This window comes from Roseobacter litoralis Och 149, from assembly GCF_000154785.2.
Classification (GTDB): domain Bacteria; phylum Pseudomonadota; class Alphaproteobacteria; order Rhodobacterales; family Rhodobacteraceae; genus Roseobacter; species Roseobacter litoralis.
Window position 1 is genome coordinate 2,604,268 of record NC_015730.1, and the last position, 16,911, is coordinate 2,621,178.

A 16,911-nucleotide genomic window follows, 5' to 3' on the forward strand; every position below is an offset into this window, starting at 1 on the left:
TCGACGAAACTAGGTTAACAGACCGTGTTCACAACGCCGATGACACGAATTAGAAATACCAGACCATCTGCCAGATTTTCGCACACGCAGCCTTCGCCCGGCCAGAGTCTTATCCGATTGCGACAGGGGGCTGTCGCGCGGTTGCGCCAAAAATGCGCTCCATCGAGAAACCCCGTTACAGCGAACGCGCGGGTTCGTTCATCCATACGATGAAAAAGGGCCCGCGCTACTCTCACTGTGATCGTCGACTTTTCGCAGACCCTTAGTCCTGAGCAAGAGCCTTCAACTCCAGCCGGCGTGCATGCAAGACAGGCTCTGTGTAGCCCGAGGGCTGAACACGGCCCTTGAACACCAGATCACAGGCGGCCTGAAACGCAATGCCATCATAGCCCGGTGCCATGGGCATGTACGCAGGGTCGCTGGTGTTCTGCGCGTCCACCACCTCTGCCATCTTGCGCAGCGCGGCCATGACATCCTGCGCATCGACCACACCGTGGTGCAACCAGTTCGCAATATGTTGCGCCGATATGCGGCAGGTTGCGCGGTCTTCCATCAGACCAACGTTGTTCATATCAGGCACTTTAGAACAGCCCACCCCCTGATCGACCCAGCGCACCACATAGCCCAGAATGCCCTGCGCGTTGTTTTCAACCTCGCGGCGCACCTGCTCGGTCGTCCATTTCTGATAGGTTGCCAGCGGGATATCCAGCACCGTGTCGACATAGGCTCGCCGACCGCCCGCGCGCAGTTTTTCCTGCACTGCGAAGACGTCGACCTTGTGATAGTGCAACGCATGCAGCGTGGCCGCTGTCGGGCTTGGCACCCAGGCACAGTTTGCACCCGATTTGGGGTGTTCGATCTTTTGCTCCAGCATCGCGGCCATAAGGTCCGGCATGGCCCACATTCCCTTGCCGATCTGCGCGCGCCCCGAAAGACCACATTCCAGCCCGATATCGACATTCTGGTTTTCATAGGCGCCAATCCACGCCTTGCGCTTGATGAAGTCCTTGCGGCTGAAGGGCCCTGCCTCCATCGAGGTGTGGATTTCATCGCCCGTCCGGTCAAGGAACCCGGTATTGATGAAGGCGACCCGCGATTTGGCGGCGCGAATGCATTCTTTCAGGTTCACGGACGTACGCCGCTCTTCATCCATAATGCCCAGCTTGACCGTGTATTGCGGCAGGCCAAGCACGTTCTCGACATGCGTGAACGTGCGATCCGCAAAGGCGACCTCTTCGGGTCCATGCATCTTGGGTTTGACTACATAGACGGACCCGGTCAGAGAATTGCCGCCCGCCCGTTTGAGATCATGCATCGCGATCAGCGTGGTGATCATAGCGTCCATCAGGCCCTCAAAGACCTCATTGCCATCGCGATCAAGAATGGCGGGGTTCGTCATCAGATGACCGACGTTTCGTACCAACATCAAGGCCCGGCCTTTCAGCACGACGTCCTGCTCTTGCGGACCGGTCAGCGTCACATCATCGTTGAGACGCCGGGTGAGTATCTTCCCACCCTTTTCAAAGGAGTCCTCGAGGTCTCCCTTCATCAGACCAAGCCAGTTGGCATAGGCCACGACCTTATCCTCGGCATCGACGCATGCGACAGAATCTTCGCAATCCATGATCGCGGACACCGCACTTTCCATCTGCACATCGGCAAGGCCTGCCTGATCGCGCCCGCCAATCGCATGCGTGCGGTCAAAGACCAGTTTCACATGCAGGCCGTTGTTGCACAGCACGATGCTGTCGGGCGCTTTGGCATGGCCCGTGTGTCCGATGAATTTTTCCGGGCTGACAAGCGGTTGATCATCCACCAGCAAGGCCCCCTTGTGCACGATATACCGCCGGGCATCCGCATGGCTGGTGCCGACAATCGGAAATGCCTCGTCCAGAAACACCCGCGCACGTGCTACAACCCGCGCGCCACGCCCCTGATCATACCCACCCTTAGGAGCCGGGCTGCCCATGGCATCGGTGCCATAAAATCCGTCATACAAGCTGCCCCAACGCGCATTGGCCGCATTGAGCGCATAGCGCGCATTGGTAATGGGCACCACAAGCTGTGGACCCGGAACGCTGGCAATCTCGGGATCAACATTTGCCGTATCGATTTCAAAGGCGGGACCGTCCTCAACCAGATATCCGATCTCCCGCAGAAAGGCCGAATAGGCTTCATGATCGTGGGGTTGGTCGCGATGCGCAATATGCCAGTCATCTATCTGTGATTGGATTTCTGCGCGCTTGTCCAGCAAGGCCCGGTTTTCGGAGCCGAACCCATGCACGAGGTCAGAAAATCCGGACCAGAAGGTCGACACCTCTATGCCCGTACCCGGCAATGCGCTGTCCTCTATGAAAGAGACAAGTACATCAGCGACCTGCAGTTCACATTTTGTCTGAAATCCGGTCATGCGCGCGCTTCCTTTTGTGCAGTCTTTTCACCACAAGCGCTTTAGGCAGTTTGCCACGATGAGGCAACCGGATCAGTGTCCGGAAACAAAAAGATATGTCATGTTGCAGGGGGCTTGCGCTGCCCACTGCATTTTTTCGAGCAGTAGCGCACCTCATCCCAAACTTTTTCCCATTTCTTGCGCCATGCAAACGGCCTGCCACAGGTGGCGCAGATTTTCTGCGGCAAATCCCCTTTTCGGCGCGTTTTCATGATCCAGTACCCTACGATTCAGGTGGGATGGCGTCTTGCAGATCGGCACCAAACCCAAAGATGGCGATCACGGCGGCGATACCGACCAAGCCGGCGATAGCCACACCAATCCAAATACCTAAAACCATTCTGCGATGCCGGTGTTTTTGTTTTTCGAGGTTAACGTCAGGCGCTGACATGGAGCTTCCTTTCAAGTTCTTGTGTAAACCCACCTTGTCGGCGGGCCCTTGTGGACCTAACGTCTGGCGCAACCCAATCGTTCCCAGAAAGATGCAGGACCTATGCGCGACGCAGCCCCCACCACGATTTATCTGAAAGACTATACGCCATTTGGGTTCGACGTTGAGAAAGTCGAGCTGACTTTTGATCTGCACCCTACAAAGACGCGGGTCAAAAGCCGTATTTCCTTTGTGCCAAAGCCCGGTGCACCCTCTGATATGTTCCTTGATGGTGAGAACCTCACATTGGTGTCGGCAAGTATAGATGGCACCCCTGTTCACCCTGAGGTTTCTGCAGAGGGGCTGACCTGCCCGGTGCCTGACGCGCCCTTTCTGTGGGAAGCAGAGGTCGAGATTGACCCCGAAAACAACACCGCCCTCGAAGGGCTTTACATGTCCAATGGCATGTATTGCACGCAATGCGAGGCGCAGGGATTTCGCAAGATCACCTATTACCCGGACCGTCCCGATGTGATGAGCGTTTTCAACGTCGAGATCAACGGGCCCCATCCGGTGCTGTTGTCCAATGGCAATGTGATCAGCACGTCGCAAGGCCATGCCGCATGGCACGACCCATGGCCCAAACCCGCCTATCTCTTTGCGCTGGTCGCCGGTGATCTGGTGGCGCATTCGGACAGTTTCGTCACTGCTTCAGGCCGCAACGTCGATCTGAACCTCTATGTGCGTCCCGGCGACGAGGGCAAATGCGCCTTTGGCATGCGCGCCCTAAAGGCGTCGATGACATGGGACGAGGAAGTCTATGGCCGTGAATACGACCTTGATCTGTTCAATATCGTGGCGGTGGATGATTTCAACATGGGCGCGATGGAAAACAAGGGCTTGAACGTGTTCAATTCCTCAGCCGTTCTTGCCTCGCCTGAAACCTCCACCGACGAAAATTTCTTGCGGATTGAGGCGATCATCGCGCATGAGTATTTCCACAACTGGACAGGCAATCGCATCACCTGCCGCGACTGGTTCCAGCTGTGCCTCAAGGAAGGGCTGACGGTCTATCGCGACAGCCAGTTCACCTCTGACATGCGCTCGGCGCCGGTGAAACGCATCACGGATGTGATTGATCTGCGCGCACGGCAATTCCCCGAAGATCAGGGCCCGCTCGCTCATCCGGTACGGCCCGAAAGTTTTCAGGAAATCAATAACTTCTATACCGCCACTGTCTATGAAAAAGGCGCTGAGGTCATTGGCATGCTGCGCTGTCTGGTGGGGGCTGAGGCTTATGGCAAGGCGCTGGATCTCTATTTTGAACGACACGACGGTCAGGCCTGCACCATTGAGGATTGGCTAAAGGTGTTTGAAGACACCACCGGGCGCGACCTCGGCCAGTTCAAACGCTGGTATTCGCAGGCAGGCACCCCGCGCCTGACCGTCAAGGACGCATGGTATAACGGCACCTATATCCTGTCCTTTACCCAGAACCTCCCGGCCTCGGAAACAACGCCGGACCCGCAGCCACAGGTCATCCCGATTGTGACCGGGTTGCTCAGACCTTCAGGCGAGGAAGTCGTGCCCAGTCAGGTACTCGAGATGACGCAAGCGACACAGTCCTTCACCTTTGAAGGGCTTAAGGAACGGCCCGTCCCTTCGGTGCTGCGCGGTTTTTCGACCCCCGTCGTGCTTGAAAGTGAACTCGCAGCCGAACATACCGCGTTTTTGTTGGCCCATGATACGGACCCGTTCAACCGTTGGGAGGCAGGGCGCAGTCTTGCGCGCGCCAGCCTGCTCAAGATGATCACGGACGATGCCGCACCCGATCCTGCCTATCTGGATGGCATCCATGCGGTCGTGGGGGACGCAACACTCGATCCCGCCTACCGCGCGCTGATGCTCAACCTGCCGGGGCAATCCGATCTGGTCAAATCACTTTGTGACATGGGCGAAACGCCTGATCCGCAGGCCATCTGGGACGCCTGCCGCGCCATGAGCCACGCACAGGCGGAGCGGTTGCAAGATATGTTACCCGCCCTCTTCGATGCCCATCAGGTAACAGAGCCCTACGAGCCAAATGCCGATCAATCCGGGCGGCGCAGTCTGGCCAATGCGGCCCTGCGGCTGGTGTCGCTGATCGACGGCCCTGACCGCGCGCGCGCGCAGTTCACCAGTGCCGACAATATGACACAGCAACTTTCAGCACTTGGCGTGTTGTTGCGCATCAATGAGGGCGCGGATGAGCTTGAGGCTTTTGAGCAACAATGGAAACATGACCGGCTCGTGATGGACAAATGGTTCGGGATGCAAGTGATCCATGCCGACCCCAACGAAACTGCTGCGACCGCCGCCCGCCTGACGGAACATCCGGATTTCAATTGGAAGAACCCCAATCGCTTCCGCGCCGTGATGGGCAGCCTTGCCGCGCATCATGCGGGCTTTCACTTTGCCGACGGGCAAAGCTATGGCCTGCTGGCTGACTGGCTGATCCGGCTTGACCCGGTCAACCCGCAGACAACCGCGCGCATGTGCTCGGCTTTGCAGACATGGCGCCGCTATGACGACGCGCGCCAACAGAAAATCGCGGCAGCCCTCGACCGTATCCTCGCCACGCCCGATCTGTCGCGTGACACCACTGAAATGCTGACCAGAATAAGAGGGAGCTGAGCGATGAAACCTATCATGCTGATCACCGGAGCCTCTGCCGGAATAGGCGCGGCCTGCGCCACCATCGCCGCCAAGCGCGGTTTCGATCTGGCGCTGAACTATCGCTCGGATGATGCGGGGGCTGAAGCCGTGGCCCAAAGCTGCCGCGCCGCAGGTGCTGAGGTGCTGATGTGCAAGGGCGACGTATCTGACCCGGTGGCCATTGATGCGATCTATGCCAGCATTGATGCGACCTACGGGCGGCTGGATGCACTGATCAACAATGCAGGTGTGGTCGATCAGACCGCCAAGGTCACCGACATGACCTACGAGCGTCTGCGCCGCATGTTCGACATCAATGTCATCGGGGCCATTCTGGTGGCCAAAGCCGCCGTGCAGCGGATGCAGGCGCAGGGCGATGGCGGGGTAATTGTAAATATATCCTCGGCGGCGGCGCGTCTGGGGTCGGGCAATCAATACGTGGATTACGCTGCCTCCAAAGCGGCCATCGACACCTTTACCAAGGGGCTGTCGGATGAGGTTGCCGCCGATAATATCCGCGTCATGGCCATCCGCCCCGGCCTGATCGAGACCGAAATCCACGCCAAGGGCGGCGAGCCGGGACGCGCCGACAAGCTGGCCCATATGGTCCCGATGAAGCGTAAAGGCTCTGCCGAAGAAGTGGCGCAGGCGATCCTGTGGCTGTGTTCTGACGAGGCGAGCTATGTCACGGGGTCCACGCTGGATGTGACGGGTGGACGCTGACGATTTCAGCTTTCGACGTCAGGGACGCAGCCGCGCCGCTCTTTTGACCGTTGCGGGCGTATGGAGCGTGCTGATCGTGTTGAGTGTCACGGTGGATGCCGCGCTCTGGCTGATGCTGGCCATCGCGGCTTTTACCCTGCCCGCACTTTGGGAACTTTACACGAACCCGGCCTCGGGCCTCGATTTTCGCCCCGATCAGATAACGTGGTTCACCGGGCGCAGGCAGGCGGCGATCAACTGGTCCGAGATTGACCGCTTTCGCCTTGATACCCGGCTGGATTTTTCAGTGCGGGCGACGGCTGTTCTGACCAGCGGGCGCAAGATCAGACTGCCCTATGAATGCACGCCGCATCACGAATTGCTCGAAGCGGCGCTCAACGCCCGGGGCATCCTTACCGAGCGGCATCATTTTTCGCTGATTGGCTGATCCGGCGGCAATCTACTCGCTTTGACAAAAGGGCTGATCGTTGAGCCATCCGGCAATGTCACGCTTTTTGGAGGGCACGCGCAACGGCCCCCAGTCCGCTGCCACACCACGCCATCGCCCGTCATAATCCTCGATCACGCCATCGCGCGGCACGGTCACCGCCATGATCCGGATTGCGCAACTGAGGTTTGCGCCGCCGTCCTTGAGTGCCTCGCCCGAACCTGCCTGACAGTCATATCCGCGCGCGGTCGCGGGCGATATCTGGAGCAGCCCGAACCACTTGCCATTCGGGTTCACGGCGGTGGGTTTGTAGGTGCTTTCGTGTTTGGCCAGTGCGGACATGAAGCCGATCCAGAAGGCTTCGCGTCCCGCTTCGTCGGCCTCAGGATAGGCCGGGCACCATTTTTCTATGTCTTCCGGCACCATCTGAACCAGCGGCGCGCCGTGGCCATCAAGGGCCTCAAGTGCGGCCTCATTCCATTCTGCCTGTCCGGGGGCGGCACTCCAGCGCATCTGCGGCAAGTCCGTGTCTGACAAGGCCCCGGCATTACTGCTTGCTTCCTGACACCCTGCCACCAAAAGAGCACTCAAACTTATAACAATCGCGTATTTCATAATCTGATATGCGTCCATTTTTGTTGTCCTGACAAGACACTACACAACTGATCGGCGGCAATCCGCAGGCGTATTCAAGGCGAGACCATGTCAACCCGCTGACATCGTTCGTGATCCGGGAACAACCCCTGCATATTGTTCACCTTTCGGGGTCAATCATCGTGATATCTCCGCGCGCGCGCCTTCTTTCGGCCCCAAACCAACGGCAGTTTAAGGGCTGTTGAAGCTGAGGACGCGGGTAGATGGTTTTGTCGACAATGCTTGGATTGAAAGACCTGTTCAGACCGGTGCGCCATGCCACACCGGCACCGGCGCTGTTCGGGCAGGATGATCCGGCAGAGCATGCGCTCGATGCCTTGACTGTTCCCTGCCCTGATCCAACCGAAGAAGAACGCATTCGCGATGCTCACCAGATGCGCGGACAATTCCTCGCCCGACAGGAGAAGTGGCAAACACTGAGCCGGGAAATCGCCGTCGCAGACCTGACGCGCTCAATCACGCCGGCAGCGATGCCCGTGGCAGAATTGTTGTGCTACGGCGCGCGTGCCGATGTGGTGGCGGCTGTTGAACATGCCTTCGTGGATGGCTGCCCGCCGCGCGGCGCACCGCTGTTTGAGGGGATCGACGCGCTGGAACGGATGATCGCGAACGCGCCGGGCGACCCGTACCGGGCCATTACCGTGGCACAGGCGCATATGGACATCGGCTGGGCCAGTCGCCGAAGCGAAGGCAAACTCCGCGGATCACCCCGGAAGCAGCCGGCTTTTGACACGCATTTCGAGCGGGCCCGCGCCATTCTCGCGCCATTCCTGCATCTGTCCGAGAGTTCCCCGCTGTTTTACACAACGTGGTGCATGCTCAACGCGCAAAGCATATCGCCACAGTCGCGTCTGGCGCGGGATTACGAGACGCTGATTGACCTGAACCCGTTGAACCCGGCGTCGATGCGCGCCTTGGGGACCTATCTTTCGCCGCGCTGGTACGGCAGCCATGAAGACGTCGAGATCGAAGCCCGCCGCACGGCGGCGCGCACGCATAATGCGTGGGGTGCTGGTGGGTATACCTGGGTGATGTTCGACACACTGACCGATGACCCTGTGGCCTGCGCCAATCTGGATGTGACATTCTTTATCGAGGGCCTCGAAGATATACTGACTCGTCAGACCGATCAGCACACAGCGAATATGGCGGCGGCCTATTGTACCCAGACGATTGGCGCACAGCGGACCGGCAACCCCAAGGCGGATGGCGTGCGTACACAGATCGCAGATTGCGCACACTGGATCGTGCGCAAGCATCTGAAAGAAGTGCACCCCATGGTCTGGGCGCACGCCGCCTGCGGATTTGATAACGCTGCGCGCGTGCGCTCATCACGCTGGTTCGCAGCCAAGGGACGGCAGACAGCACTGCGCACCCTGGCAAAATTGTTCCGGCACGAGATCGGCAAGGGACAGCACATCACGTTTACCGTCGACGGACCCGTCGCCGCAGATTGCACAAGCAAGCAGGAAAGGACACATCATGGGACAGATACCTGACGACGCCGCCCATTGGGACACTGGCGATTGGATAGAATGGCATCGTACCTCTCTGGGGGTCGATGACAGCCCTTGCGCGGCTGCAGCACAGGACAAGCTGGCGCAGATCACGGCGCTTCACATCAGCCTGTTGCGCGCCGCCAAAGGGTATTTCGAGATGACAGGCCACCACCTGCCGGTCTACCAGCACATCGCACATGTACATGCCGCGATTTTCTGTGACCTTCCGCTGGAGGGGCCAGACCGTACCTGCGCGCAGACAGGTGTGGAAATAAGCTGGCTGGCGCCGCACAGCCGATCAGACGACGTGGAGGTCGATCTGTCGCAACCCTTTGTGACTTTGATCGTTGTGAAAATTTCGGATGATTTCTCGTCAAAGGCCCGGATGATCAGCCGCGCTGATCTGCCCAAATCCAAAGACGGGCCCTACCGCGTCGCATGGAAATCGCTGCCTCATGCTTTTTAGGCCGGACCGTCCCTGTCAAAACACCCGGCATGCGACGCGCCCAGCCGCACACAACAGACACTTGCAGCAAGTGGCCCACTGGCCTAAACCCTCGGTCGATGACGTGTGACCTGAGGGAGACTGCCCATGCTCGATCTGACTTATGAGACCCCCGCACCCAAGGTGATTTCCGGGGCGAAACATGACTGGGAACTGGTCATCGGTATGGAGGTGCATGCGCAGGTCAACTCCGCTGCGAAGCTGTTTTCGGCGGCCTCGACCCAATTCGGAGCCGAGCCGAACAACAACGTGTCCTTCGTCGATGCGGCCATGCCCGGCATGCTGCCCACGATCAACGAATTCTGCGTTGAGCAGGCCGTGCGCACCGGACTTGGCCTGAAGGCAGAGATCAACCTGCACAGCGCGTTTGATCGCAAAAATTACTTTTACCCCGATCTGCCGCAGGGCTATCAAATCAGCCAGTTGTACCACCCGATCGTGGGCGAAGGCGAAGTTCTGGTAGAAATGGGCGATGGCACCGCGCGCTTGGTCCGTGTCGAACGCATTCACCTTGAACAGGACGCGGGCAAGTCCATCCATGATATGGACCCGAACATGTCTTTTGTGGACCTGAACCGCACAGGCGTTGCCCTGATGGAGATCGTCTCCCGCCCCGACATCCGCGGGCCCGAAGAGGCTGCGGCCTATCTCGCCAAATTGCGGCAAATCCTGCGCTATCTCGGCACCTGTAACGGCGACATGCAATCGGGTGCCATGCGCGCCGATGTGAACGTGTCGATCTGCCGGGCCGGGCAATATGAAAAATACCAGGCCACGCAGGATTTCAGCCATCTGGGCACGCGCTGCGAAATCAAGAACATGAACTCAATGCGGTTCATACAGCAGGCCATTGACGTCGAGGCGCGCCGCCAGATCGCAATTGTCGAGGCAGGTGGAACGATTGATCAGGAAACCCGCCTCTATGATCCGGACAAGAATGAGACACGCTCCATGCGCTCCAAGGAAGAAGCGCATGATTACCGCTATTTCCCCGACCCCGACCTGTTGCCGCTCGAGATCGAACAAGCTTGGGTGGATGACATCGCCGCCAACCTGCCCGAATTGCCTGACGCCAAAAAGGCGCGGTTCCGGGATGATTTCGGGTTGTCGGACTATGATGCCTCAGTGCTGACCGCCGATCTGGATTCGTCGGGCTATTTTGAGGCTGTGGCGGCTGGCCGGGATGGCAAGATGGCGGCCAATTGGGTGATCAACGAACTGTTCGGGCGTCTCAAGAAAGAAGACCACGCCATTACGGACAGCCCGGTCAGCCCCGCACAACTAGGTGGCATCATTGATCTGATCGCCTCGGATGCGATATCTGGCAAGATCGCCAAGGATGTCTTTGAAATTTGCTATACCACCGGGCGTGACCCGGCGGAGATTGTCGAAACCGAAGGCATGAAGCAGGTCACCGACACAGGCGCAATCGAAGCCGCCGTGGATGAAATCATCGCCGCCAACCCCGATCAGGTGGCCAAGGCGCGCGAAAACCCGAAACTTGCCGGCTGGTTCGTGGGACAGGTGATGAAAGCAACGGGCGGCAAAGCGAATCCCAAGGCCGTCAACCAACTGGTCGCCAAAAAGCTGGCAGGCTAACGCCGTCGACGTCAGGCGCGCTTTGCAATCATATGTCACAACTCTTGTCCGATGTATCGTCAACTTCCTCGGCGGCGTCCGTTGTCGTTGGCTAGATCACCGCGCATTGTGCTTCCCCGGTGTCCGGCATGATATTCAAGCCAGCTCCTACGGCACCCGTGAGTATCGCTGTGGTACCCTTTGATGTGCTCTACGGGGTGCATGACCCTCATCCATGACCACCTCGGACAGGTTTTCGGCAAGAGCGATGGCGTTTAAAGTCATAAGCATATAACGCCAATTATAATACGCGGCATTCGAGCGGTGGACTCACACCCGTGGTACATTCATCATTCATGCGGGGTTTGAACGGTCACGATTTACACCGCTCAATTGCAAAGCCCTCGCAGGGAGAAAACCTTTTGAGCAGTGCTTCGACTTTGCTTAGTCTTTCGCCTCAGCGCAAATGTCGTAATCTTTTTGTGGAGGCCTGAATTGTCCCTCTCTGTTCCCTTCCGATCCTCCGTTGCACGCGTGCGCCCCGAATGGATCGACTATAACGGTCACATGAACATGGCCTATTACGCGGTCTTGTTTGACGAGGCTGGCGATGAAATCTATCCGGAAATTGGATTTGGGCCTGACTATCAGAAAACCGGATTTACGACCTACACGGCGGAATTCCACATTTGCTATCTGCGCGAACTTCACCTCAATGATGCTGTTACGGTAACGCTGCAACTGATCGATTTTGATGAAAAGAGATTTCACTTCTATCAGGAAATCTGGCACGAGGACGGCTGGTGTGCCGCCACAGGCGAGGCGATGGGCCTGCATGTCGATCAGTCCGGGCCGAAGGTCGCAGCCATGCCGCCCCATGTATTAGCAAACCTGAAAAAGCTGCATGACGCCCATGCCAAATTGCCACGCCCGCACAGGGTTGGCCGGCGGATCGGAATTCCGCGATGACATGCAATTGCGACGCCGCGTCCCGATTGCGCGGCACCCACAAATACAACACGCCCAACACCTGTTGCGCATGAGACTTTCCGCCTTCACAATCCGTTGTTATAGACCAACGGGATAAAGCCGTTGGAGGGTGCATGCAAAGATATGAATACCGGGTCGTTGCCGCCCCGACACGCGGCTTGAAAGCCAAGGGTGTTAAAACAGCGGAGGCGCGGTTCTGTCATGCGCTCGAAGAGGCGATGAACACGATGGCAGCAGAGGGTTGGGAATACCTCCGCGCAGAAACGCTGCCCTCGACCGAACGGGCGGGATTGACCTCGACAACCACCAAATGGCGAAACATGCTGATCTTCCGTCGACCGGAGGCCTCGAGCGCAGTATCGGAGACCGTTGAAGAAACCCTCACGGATGAACCCGAGGTAGAGGTTCTGCCAGAGACAACGACACCAGAGACACCACAAGACGACGCTTCGCAAAGCGCCGGTGCCAGCCGAATGCTGCGTGACAATGGCGTTGAGGAGGTCAGCGATGTCTCCGGCGTCACCACGTCTTTGAAACAACTGGCAGAGACGCGAAAAACAGACAAATCAGATGGTTAAAACGCCTTCTTAAACGTTTACATCAAGTGCCAAAGCGTGAATTTTCGCAATCAGCTCAGGCCCGAGAGCGCTATGGATGGCACGATGTCGCGCGACGCGGCTCATCGAGGCGAAATGATCGGACCGGATCATGACGTTGAAATGGCTCTCTACACCCTCGGTAAAGCCCGCATGTCCCCTGTGGCTTTCGGTATCGTCCACCACCTCCAGCACGCGCGGCGCGAAGGCTTTTTGCAAACTGTCCTCAATATCTTGCCGTTTCGACATTTTTTTCTCTCTGCCCCCTTCAATCTTTCTTCAGTCAGTCTAAACTATGCAACCTCGACTCGTATAGGTGCCAATGATGACAAAACCTGATCCATTCGGATTCGACATGTCCGTTTCTTCGTCCAAGAAGAAAAACCCACGCAGCAGACGCGGCATGTCGGGCGCATCCGAGACGTCAAGACGCATCTGCGACAAAGAGGGCTGCAATGACCCGGGCAAATACCGCGCGCCCAAAGCGCCTGATGTTCTGGATGACTATTTCTGGTTCTGCCAGACGCACGTCCGTGAGTACAACCTGAAATGGAATTTCTTTGACGGCACCACAGAGGCCGAGATGAACGCCCAGATGTCCAAGGACAAGGTGTGGGAACGCAACACAAAACCGATGGGCGACCCCGAAGCGCGGGCATGGGCCCGCCTTGGCATTGAGGATCCGCATCAGGTGCTGGGGTCGAACGCGACGCAGAACCCCGGCAAAGGGGCGCAGGCCGGGCGTCGCCTGCCACCAACCGAACGCCGTGCGCTGGAGATCCTCGAGGCAAAGGATACGTGGAGCAAGCCGGATGTGCGCAAAGCCTATAAAGCGCTCATCAAGGTATTGCATCCGGACATGAACGGGGGCGATCGCAGTCAGGAAGAACAATTGCAGGAAGTCGTTTGGGCGTGGGATCAGATCAAGGGCAGCAGGAACTTCAAAAGCTGACGGGTAATCATTGCCCATAATTGGCACGCCCCTTTCCCTTGCACCTCACTGCAATATGTTGCACGAGATGGCGCAGGTTTGCACCTGCTCCTCAACCAAGTTATTCGAAGGACCAAAGCTCATGGCCGATGGCGCACTGGACATTAATACAAAGCCCACCGAAGACATTAATGTCCGCGACGTGTTTGGCATCGATTCCGATATGATCGTGAAAGGTTTTGCGGAACCCAGCGACCGCGTTCCCGATGTTGATTCCACTTATAAATTCGATCCCGATACGACCCTCGCGATCCTTGCGGGCTTTACGCACAACCGGCGGGTCATGATCCAAGGGTATCACGGGACAGGTAAATCGACTCACATCGAACAGGTGGCCGCGCGTCTGAACTGGCCCGCCGTGCGCGTAAACCTCGACAGCCACATCAGCCGGATCGACCTGATCGGCAAGGATGCGATCAAGCTGAAAGACGGCAAGCAGGTCACCGACTTTCAGGAGGGCATCCTGCCCTGGGCGCTGAGCAATCCGACCGCCATCGTGTTCGATGAATATGACGCGGGCCGTGCGGATGTGATGTTCGTGATCCAGCGGGTGCTGGAAGTGGATGGCAAGCTGACCCTGCTCGATCAGAACAAGGTCATCACCCCGCACCCCTATTTCCGCATTTTCGCGACGGCAAACACTGTCGGGCTTGGCGACACGACCGGCCTTTATCACGGCACACAGCAGATCAATCAGGGCCAGATGGACCGCTGGTCGCTGGTGGCTTCGCTGAACTATCTCAGCATTGATGCCGAAACTGCCATCGTGCTCAGCAAGAACCCGCACTACAACACCGAAAAGGGGCGCAAAACCGTCAAGCAGATGGTGACCGTTGCAGACCTCACACGGACCGCCTTCATGAATGGTGATCTGTCCACCGTGATGTCCCCGCGCACCGTGATCGCATGGGCCCAGAACGCCGAGATTTTCCGCAACGTAGGCTATGCTTTCCGCCTGTCCTTCCTGAACAAATGCGACGAGCTGGAGCGTCAGACCGTGGCCGAGTTCTACCAACGCCTGTTCGACGAAGAACTGCCCGAAAGCGCGGCAAGCCTGAGCTTAGGGTGACCCACCGCGCCCTATATGCCGTTGCGGTCGGTCTCGCTGGATGCACAAGCTTGCAGGAACAAAACAACAAACCCCTCGCCTACGTGCCACGTGCGGAAAATCCGATCTGTGCCGTTATCAGGGTCGTTGACGGAGATACGATTGACGTCGCCTGTCGAGACGGACGGGCGAACGTGCGTCTCACCGGTTACGATAAGCCCGAGACGTTTCGACCGGGTTGCGCGCTCGAAAAGCAGATGGGCACGCGAGCCGCGCAACACCTTGAAGACAGGCTTAGGGGGGCAACACTTGTCGGCCTGTCGCCTGAAGGTATCGACAAGTACCGACGCCCATTGGCCAATGCGGTCATTGACGGCGTTCCGGTATCGGAAATAATGGTGAAAGCAGGGCTGGCCGTGCGGTATGATGGCGGCAAAAGGATAAACTGGTGCGAAAGATTGAAAGCCTGACATGACCAAACCATCCGACAATCCCGCAGATGCCTTTAAAAAGGCACTGACCGAGGCGACGAAGGTCATGGCGGATGATCCTGAGCTGTCGGTCAGCTATTCGGTGGACCCGGCGGGCCTGTCCGGGGATGCGATGCGTCTGCCGCAGGTCAGTCGTCGTATGACGCGCGCCGAGGTTCTGTTGGCGCGCGGCACGGCGGATGCTCTGGCGCTGAACCGGCGCTATCATAATGGCGAAACACACGCACGCTATGCGCCGCAGGGCGAAATGGCGCGCGAGTTGTACGAGGCGATGGAAACCGCCCGCTGCGAGGCTGTGGGCGCGCGCGACATGCCGGGCACAGCGGGCAATATTGACGCCAAGATCGCGCATGAAGCGATGCGAAAGGGCTATGATCAGGTCACGCAGGCGGCGGATGTGCCGCTGGCCACGGCGGCGGGGTATCTGATCCGTCACCTTGCGACGGGGCGCGATCTGCCTTCCGGGGCGCAAAACGTCATGGATCTGTGGCGCGGTTTCATCGAAGAGCAGGCGGGCGGTACGCTTGACGCATTGGATGAGACGTTGGCGGATCAGGCCGCGTTTGCCAAGTTTGCACGTCAGATGATCTCTGATCTTGGCTACGGTGACCAGCTTGGGGATGATCCCGATCAAATCGATGAGGATCAGGAAGACGACGCCGAAGATGGCAGCGAGGATCAGAACGAACCCGACAGCACCGGGCAGGATGATCAGGACGAGGAAGACGCAGACGCCTCCCCCGAACAGAGCCAGGAAGATCAGCAAGATGCCGCGCAGGCACAGGTCTCCATGGATGACATGGCCGATCAGGAGATGGGCGACGAAGCGGAAATGCCCGAGGGCGAGGCCCCGCTTGAACCGCCCGCCCCGCAGCCGGTGTCGGATGCGGATCCGAACTACATGGTCTACCTCGGAGATCATGACGAAGAGATCAACGCCGAAGACCTTGCCGAACCGGTTGAGCTGGAACGCCTGCGCGCCTATCTCGATCAGCAGCTTGAGCCGCTCAAAGGGGCCGTGAGCCGCCTTGCGAACAAACTGCAACGACGCCTTCAGGCGCAGCAGAACCGGTCATGGGAATTCGACCTCGAAGAGGGGATGTTGGATGCGGGCCGATTGGCGCGCGTGGTGGCCAACCCGACCACGCCGCTCAGCTTCAAGGTCGAGAAAGACACCGAGTTTCGCGATACCGTGGTGACACTGCTGCTGGACAACTCCGGCTCCATGCGGGGGCGTCCCATTTCGATTGCAGCGATTTGTGCCGATGTGCTGGCGCGCACGCTGGAGCGCTGTAACGTCAAGGTGGAAATCCTCGGCTTTACCACCCGCGCGTGGAAAGGCGGACAGGCCCGTGAGGCTTGGCTGAACGATGGCCGCCCCCAACAGCCCGGCCGTCTGAACGACCTGCGCCACATCATCTACAAATCAGCGGATGCGCCTTGGCGGCGGACCCGTCCCAATCTGGGCCTGATGATGAAAGAAGGGTTGCTCAAGGAGAACATCGACGGTGAAGCGCTTGAATGGGCGCACCGGCGTATGCTGATGCGGGCCGAGGCGCGCAAGATCCTCATGGTCATCTCGGATGGTGCGCCGGTGGATGACAGCACGCTGTCCGTGAACCCTGCGAACTATCTGGAAAAACACCTGCGCGACGTGATCGCCTTGGTCGAAAAGCGCAAAGCGGTTGAGCTTTTGGCCATCGGGATCGGTCACGATGTCACCCGCTATTATGAGCGGGCGGTCACCATTACCGATGTCGACCAGCTTGCCGGGGCGATGACTGAACAACTGGCGGCTCTGTTTGACAGTGATCCACGCGCACGCGCACGCGTCATGGGCATGCGCCGCGCAGGCTAAACCCGGCTACAGTTCTATCGCGGCAAAATCAAAGGGAC

Annotated in this window: 17 protein-coding genes; 12 read left to right on the plus strand and 5 right to left on the minus strand. The window is 58.4% G+C overall.

Features of this window, described 5'->3' with window-relative positions; translation table 11 throughout:
- Positions 1-262: 262 nt before the first annotated feature.
- The 3 genes from RLO149_RS12360 to RLO149_RS23960 all read right to left on the minus strand — a co-directional run bounded on the left by RLO149_RS12360 (position 263) and on the right by RLO149_RS23960 (position 2,840).
- Complete coding sequence (locus RLO149_RS12360; protein WP_013962431.1) at positions 263-2,410, minus strand: malate synthase G; 2,148 nt, start codon at positions 2,408-2,410, stop codon at positions 263-265.
- Between the two features lie 98 nt (positions 2,411-2,508).
- Positions 2,509-2,661, minus strand: a complete 153-nt coding sequence (locus RLO149_RS23170; protein ID WP_083825460.1) for a DUF2256 domain-containing protein — start codon at positions 2,659-2,661, stop codon at positions 2,509-2,511.
- Positions 2,662-2,672: 11 nt separating this feature from the next.
- A complete protein-coding gene (locus RLO149_RS23960; RefSeq protein WP_013962432.1) occupies positions 2,673-2,840 on the minus strand; it encodes a hypothetical protein in 168 nt (55 codons plus the stop codon).
- A 102-nt stretch (positions 2,841-2,942) separates the two neighbouring features.
- Here RLO149_RS23960 and pepN point away from each other — a divergent pair, with 102 nt between their 5' ends.
- Genes pepN through RLO149_RS12375 form a run of 3 tightly spaced genes read left to right on the plus strand, consistent with a single transcriptional unit; the run spans position 2,943 to position 6,663 of the window.
- On the plus strand, positions 2,943-5,492 hold the full coding sequence (gene pepN / locus RLO149_RS12365; protein ID WP_013962433.1) for an aminopeptidase N: 2,550 nt from the start codon (positions 2,943-2,945) through the stop codon (positions 5,490-5,492).
- Between the two features lie 3 nt (positions 5,493-5,495).
- Positions 5,496-6,236 (plus strand): SDR family oxidoreductase, encoded by a 741-nt coding sequence (locus RLO149_RS12370; protein WP_013962434.1) that lies wholly within the window; start codon positions 5,496-5,498, stop codon positions 6,234-6,236.
- Positions 6,226-6,663 carry a hypothetical protein gene (locus tag RLO149_RS12375; protein ID WP_013962435.1) on the plus strand — a complete coding sequence of 146 codons (438 nt, stop codon included), beginning with the start codon at positions 6,226-6,228 and terminating at the stop codon, positions 6,661-6,663. Before RLO149_RS12370 ends, RLO149_RS12375 begins: the two co-directional genes overlap by 11 nt.
- Before the next feature lie 12 nt (positions 6,664-6,675).
- Here the strand turns inward: RLO149_RS12375 and RLO149_RS12380 are convergent, their stop codons facing one another.
- Complete coding sequence (locus RLO149_RS12380) at positions 6,676-7,296, minus strand: transglycosylase SLT domain-containing protein (protein WP_013962436.1); 621 nt, start codon at positions 7,294-7,296, stop codon at positions 6,676-6,678.
- Positions 7,297-7,520: 224 nt separating this feature from the next.
- Here RLO149_RS12380 and RLO149_RS12385 point away from each other — a divergent pair, with 224 nt between their 5' ends.
- The 5 genes from RLO149_RS12385 (at position 7,521) to RLO149_RS12405 (ending at position 12,467) form a co-directional block, all read left to right on the plus strand.
- Positions 7,521-8,816, plus strand: a complete 1,296-nt coding sequence (locus tag RLO149_RS12385; protein ID WP_013962437.1) for a hypothetical protein — start codon at positions 7,521-7,523, stop codon at positions 8,814-8,816.
- On the plus strand, positions 8,800-9,282 hold the full coding sequence (locus RLO149_RS12390; protein ID WP_013962438.1) for a hypothetical protein: 483 nt from the start codon (positions 8,800-8,802) through the stop codon (positions 9,280-9,282). The genes RLO149_RS12385 and RLO149_RS12390 overlap by 17 nt, the downstream gene beginning before the upstream one ends.
- 126 nt (positions 9,283-9,408) lie before the next feature.
- Entirely contained in the window at positions 9,409-10,920 is a 1,512-nt protein-coding gene (gene gatB, locus RLO149_RS12395) for an Asp-tRNA(Asn)/Glu-tRNA(Gln) amidotransferase subunit GatB (protein ID WP_013962439.1), read from the plus strand.
- Positions 10,921-11,394: 474 nt separating this feature from the next.
- Positions 11,395-11,868, plus strand: a complete 474-nt coding sequence (locus RLO149_RS12400) for a thioesterase family protein (protein ID WP_013962440.1) — start codon at positions 11,395-11,397, stop codon at positions 11,866-11,868.
- Between the two features lie 134 nt (positions 11,869-12,002).
- Positions 12,003-12,467 carry a DUF4177 domain-containing protein gene (locus tag RLO149_RS12405; RefSeq protein WP_013962441.1) on the plus strand — a complete coding sequence of 155 codons (465 nt, stop codon included), beginning with the start codon at positions 12,003-12,005 and terminating at the stop codon, positions 12,465-12,467.
- Between the two features lie 9 nt (positions 12,468-12,476).
- Here the strand turns inward: RLO149_RS12405 and RLO149_RS12410 are convergent, their stop codons facing one another.
- Positions 12,477-12,734 carry a BolA family protein gene (locus RLO149_RS12410; RefSeq protein ID WP_013962442.1) on the minus strand — a complete coding sequence of 86 codons (258 nt, stop codon included), beginning with the start codon at positions 12,732-12,734 and terminating at the stop codon, positions 12,477-12,479.
- 76 nt (positions 12,735-12,810) lie between these two features.
- Here RLO149_RS12410 and RLO149_RS12415 point away from each other — a divergent pair, with 76 nt between their 5' ends.
- The 4 genes from RLO149_RS12415 to cobT all read left to right on the plus strand — a co-directional run bounded on the left by RLO149_RS12415 (position 12,811) and on the right by cobT (position 16,873).
- Positions 12,811-13,437, plus strand: coding sequence for a J domain-containing protein (locus tag RLO149_RS12415; protein ID WP_044025659.1), 627 nt, complete (start codon positions 12,811-12,813; stop codon positions 13,435-13,437).
- Between the two features lie 121 nt (positions 13,438-13,558).
- Positions 13,559-14,545: a cobaltochelatase subunit CobS gene (gene cobS / locus RLO149_RS12420; protein ID WP_013962444.1), complete on the plus strand. Its 987-nt coding sequence runs from the start codon at positions 13,559-13,561 to the stop codon at positions 14,543-14,545.
- Positions 14,546-14,595: 50 nt separating this feature from the next.
- On the plus strand, positions 14,596-14,994 hold the full coding sequence (locus tag RLO149_RS12425) for a thermonuclease family protein (protein WP_044025660.1): 399 nt from the start codon (positions 14,596-14,598) through the stop codon (positions 14,992-14,994).
- A gap of 1 nt (position 14,995) precedes the next feature.
- Positions 14,996-16,873 carry a cobaltochelatase subunit CobT gene (cobT, locus tag RLO149_RS12430; protein ID WP_013962446.1) on the plus strand — a complete coding sequence of 626 codons (1,878 nt, stop codon included), beginning with the start codon at positions 14,996-14,998 and terminating at the stop codon, positions 16,871-16,873.
- The last annotated feature ends 38 nt before the right edge of the window (positions 16,874-16,911 follow it).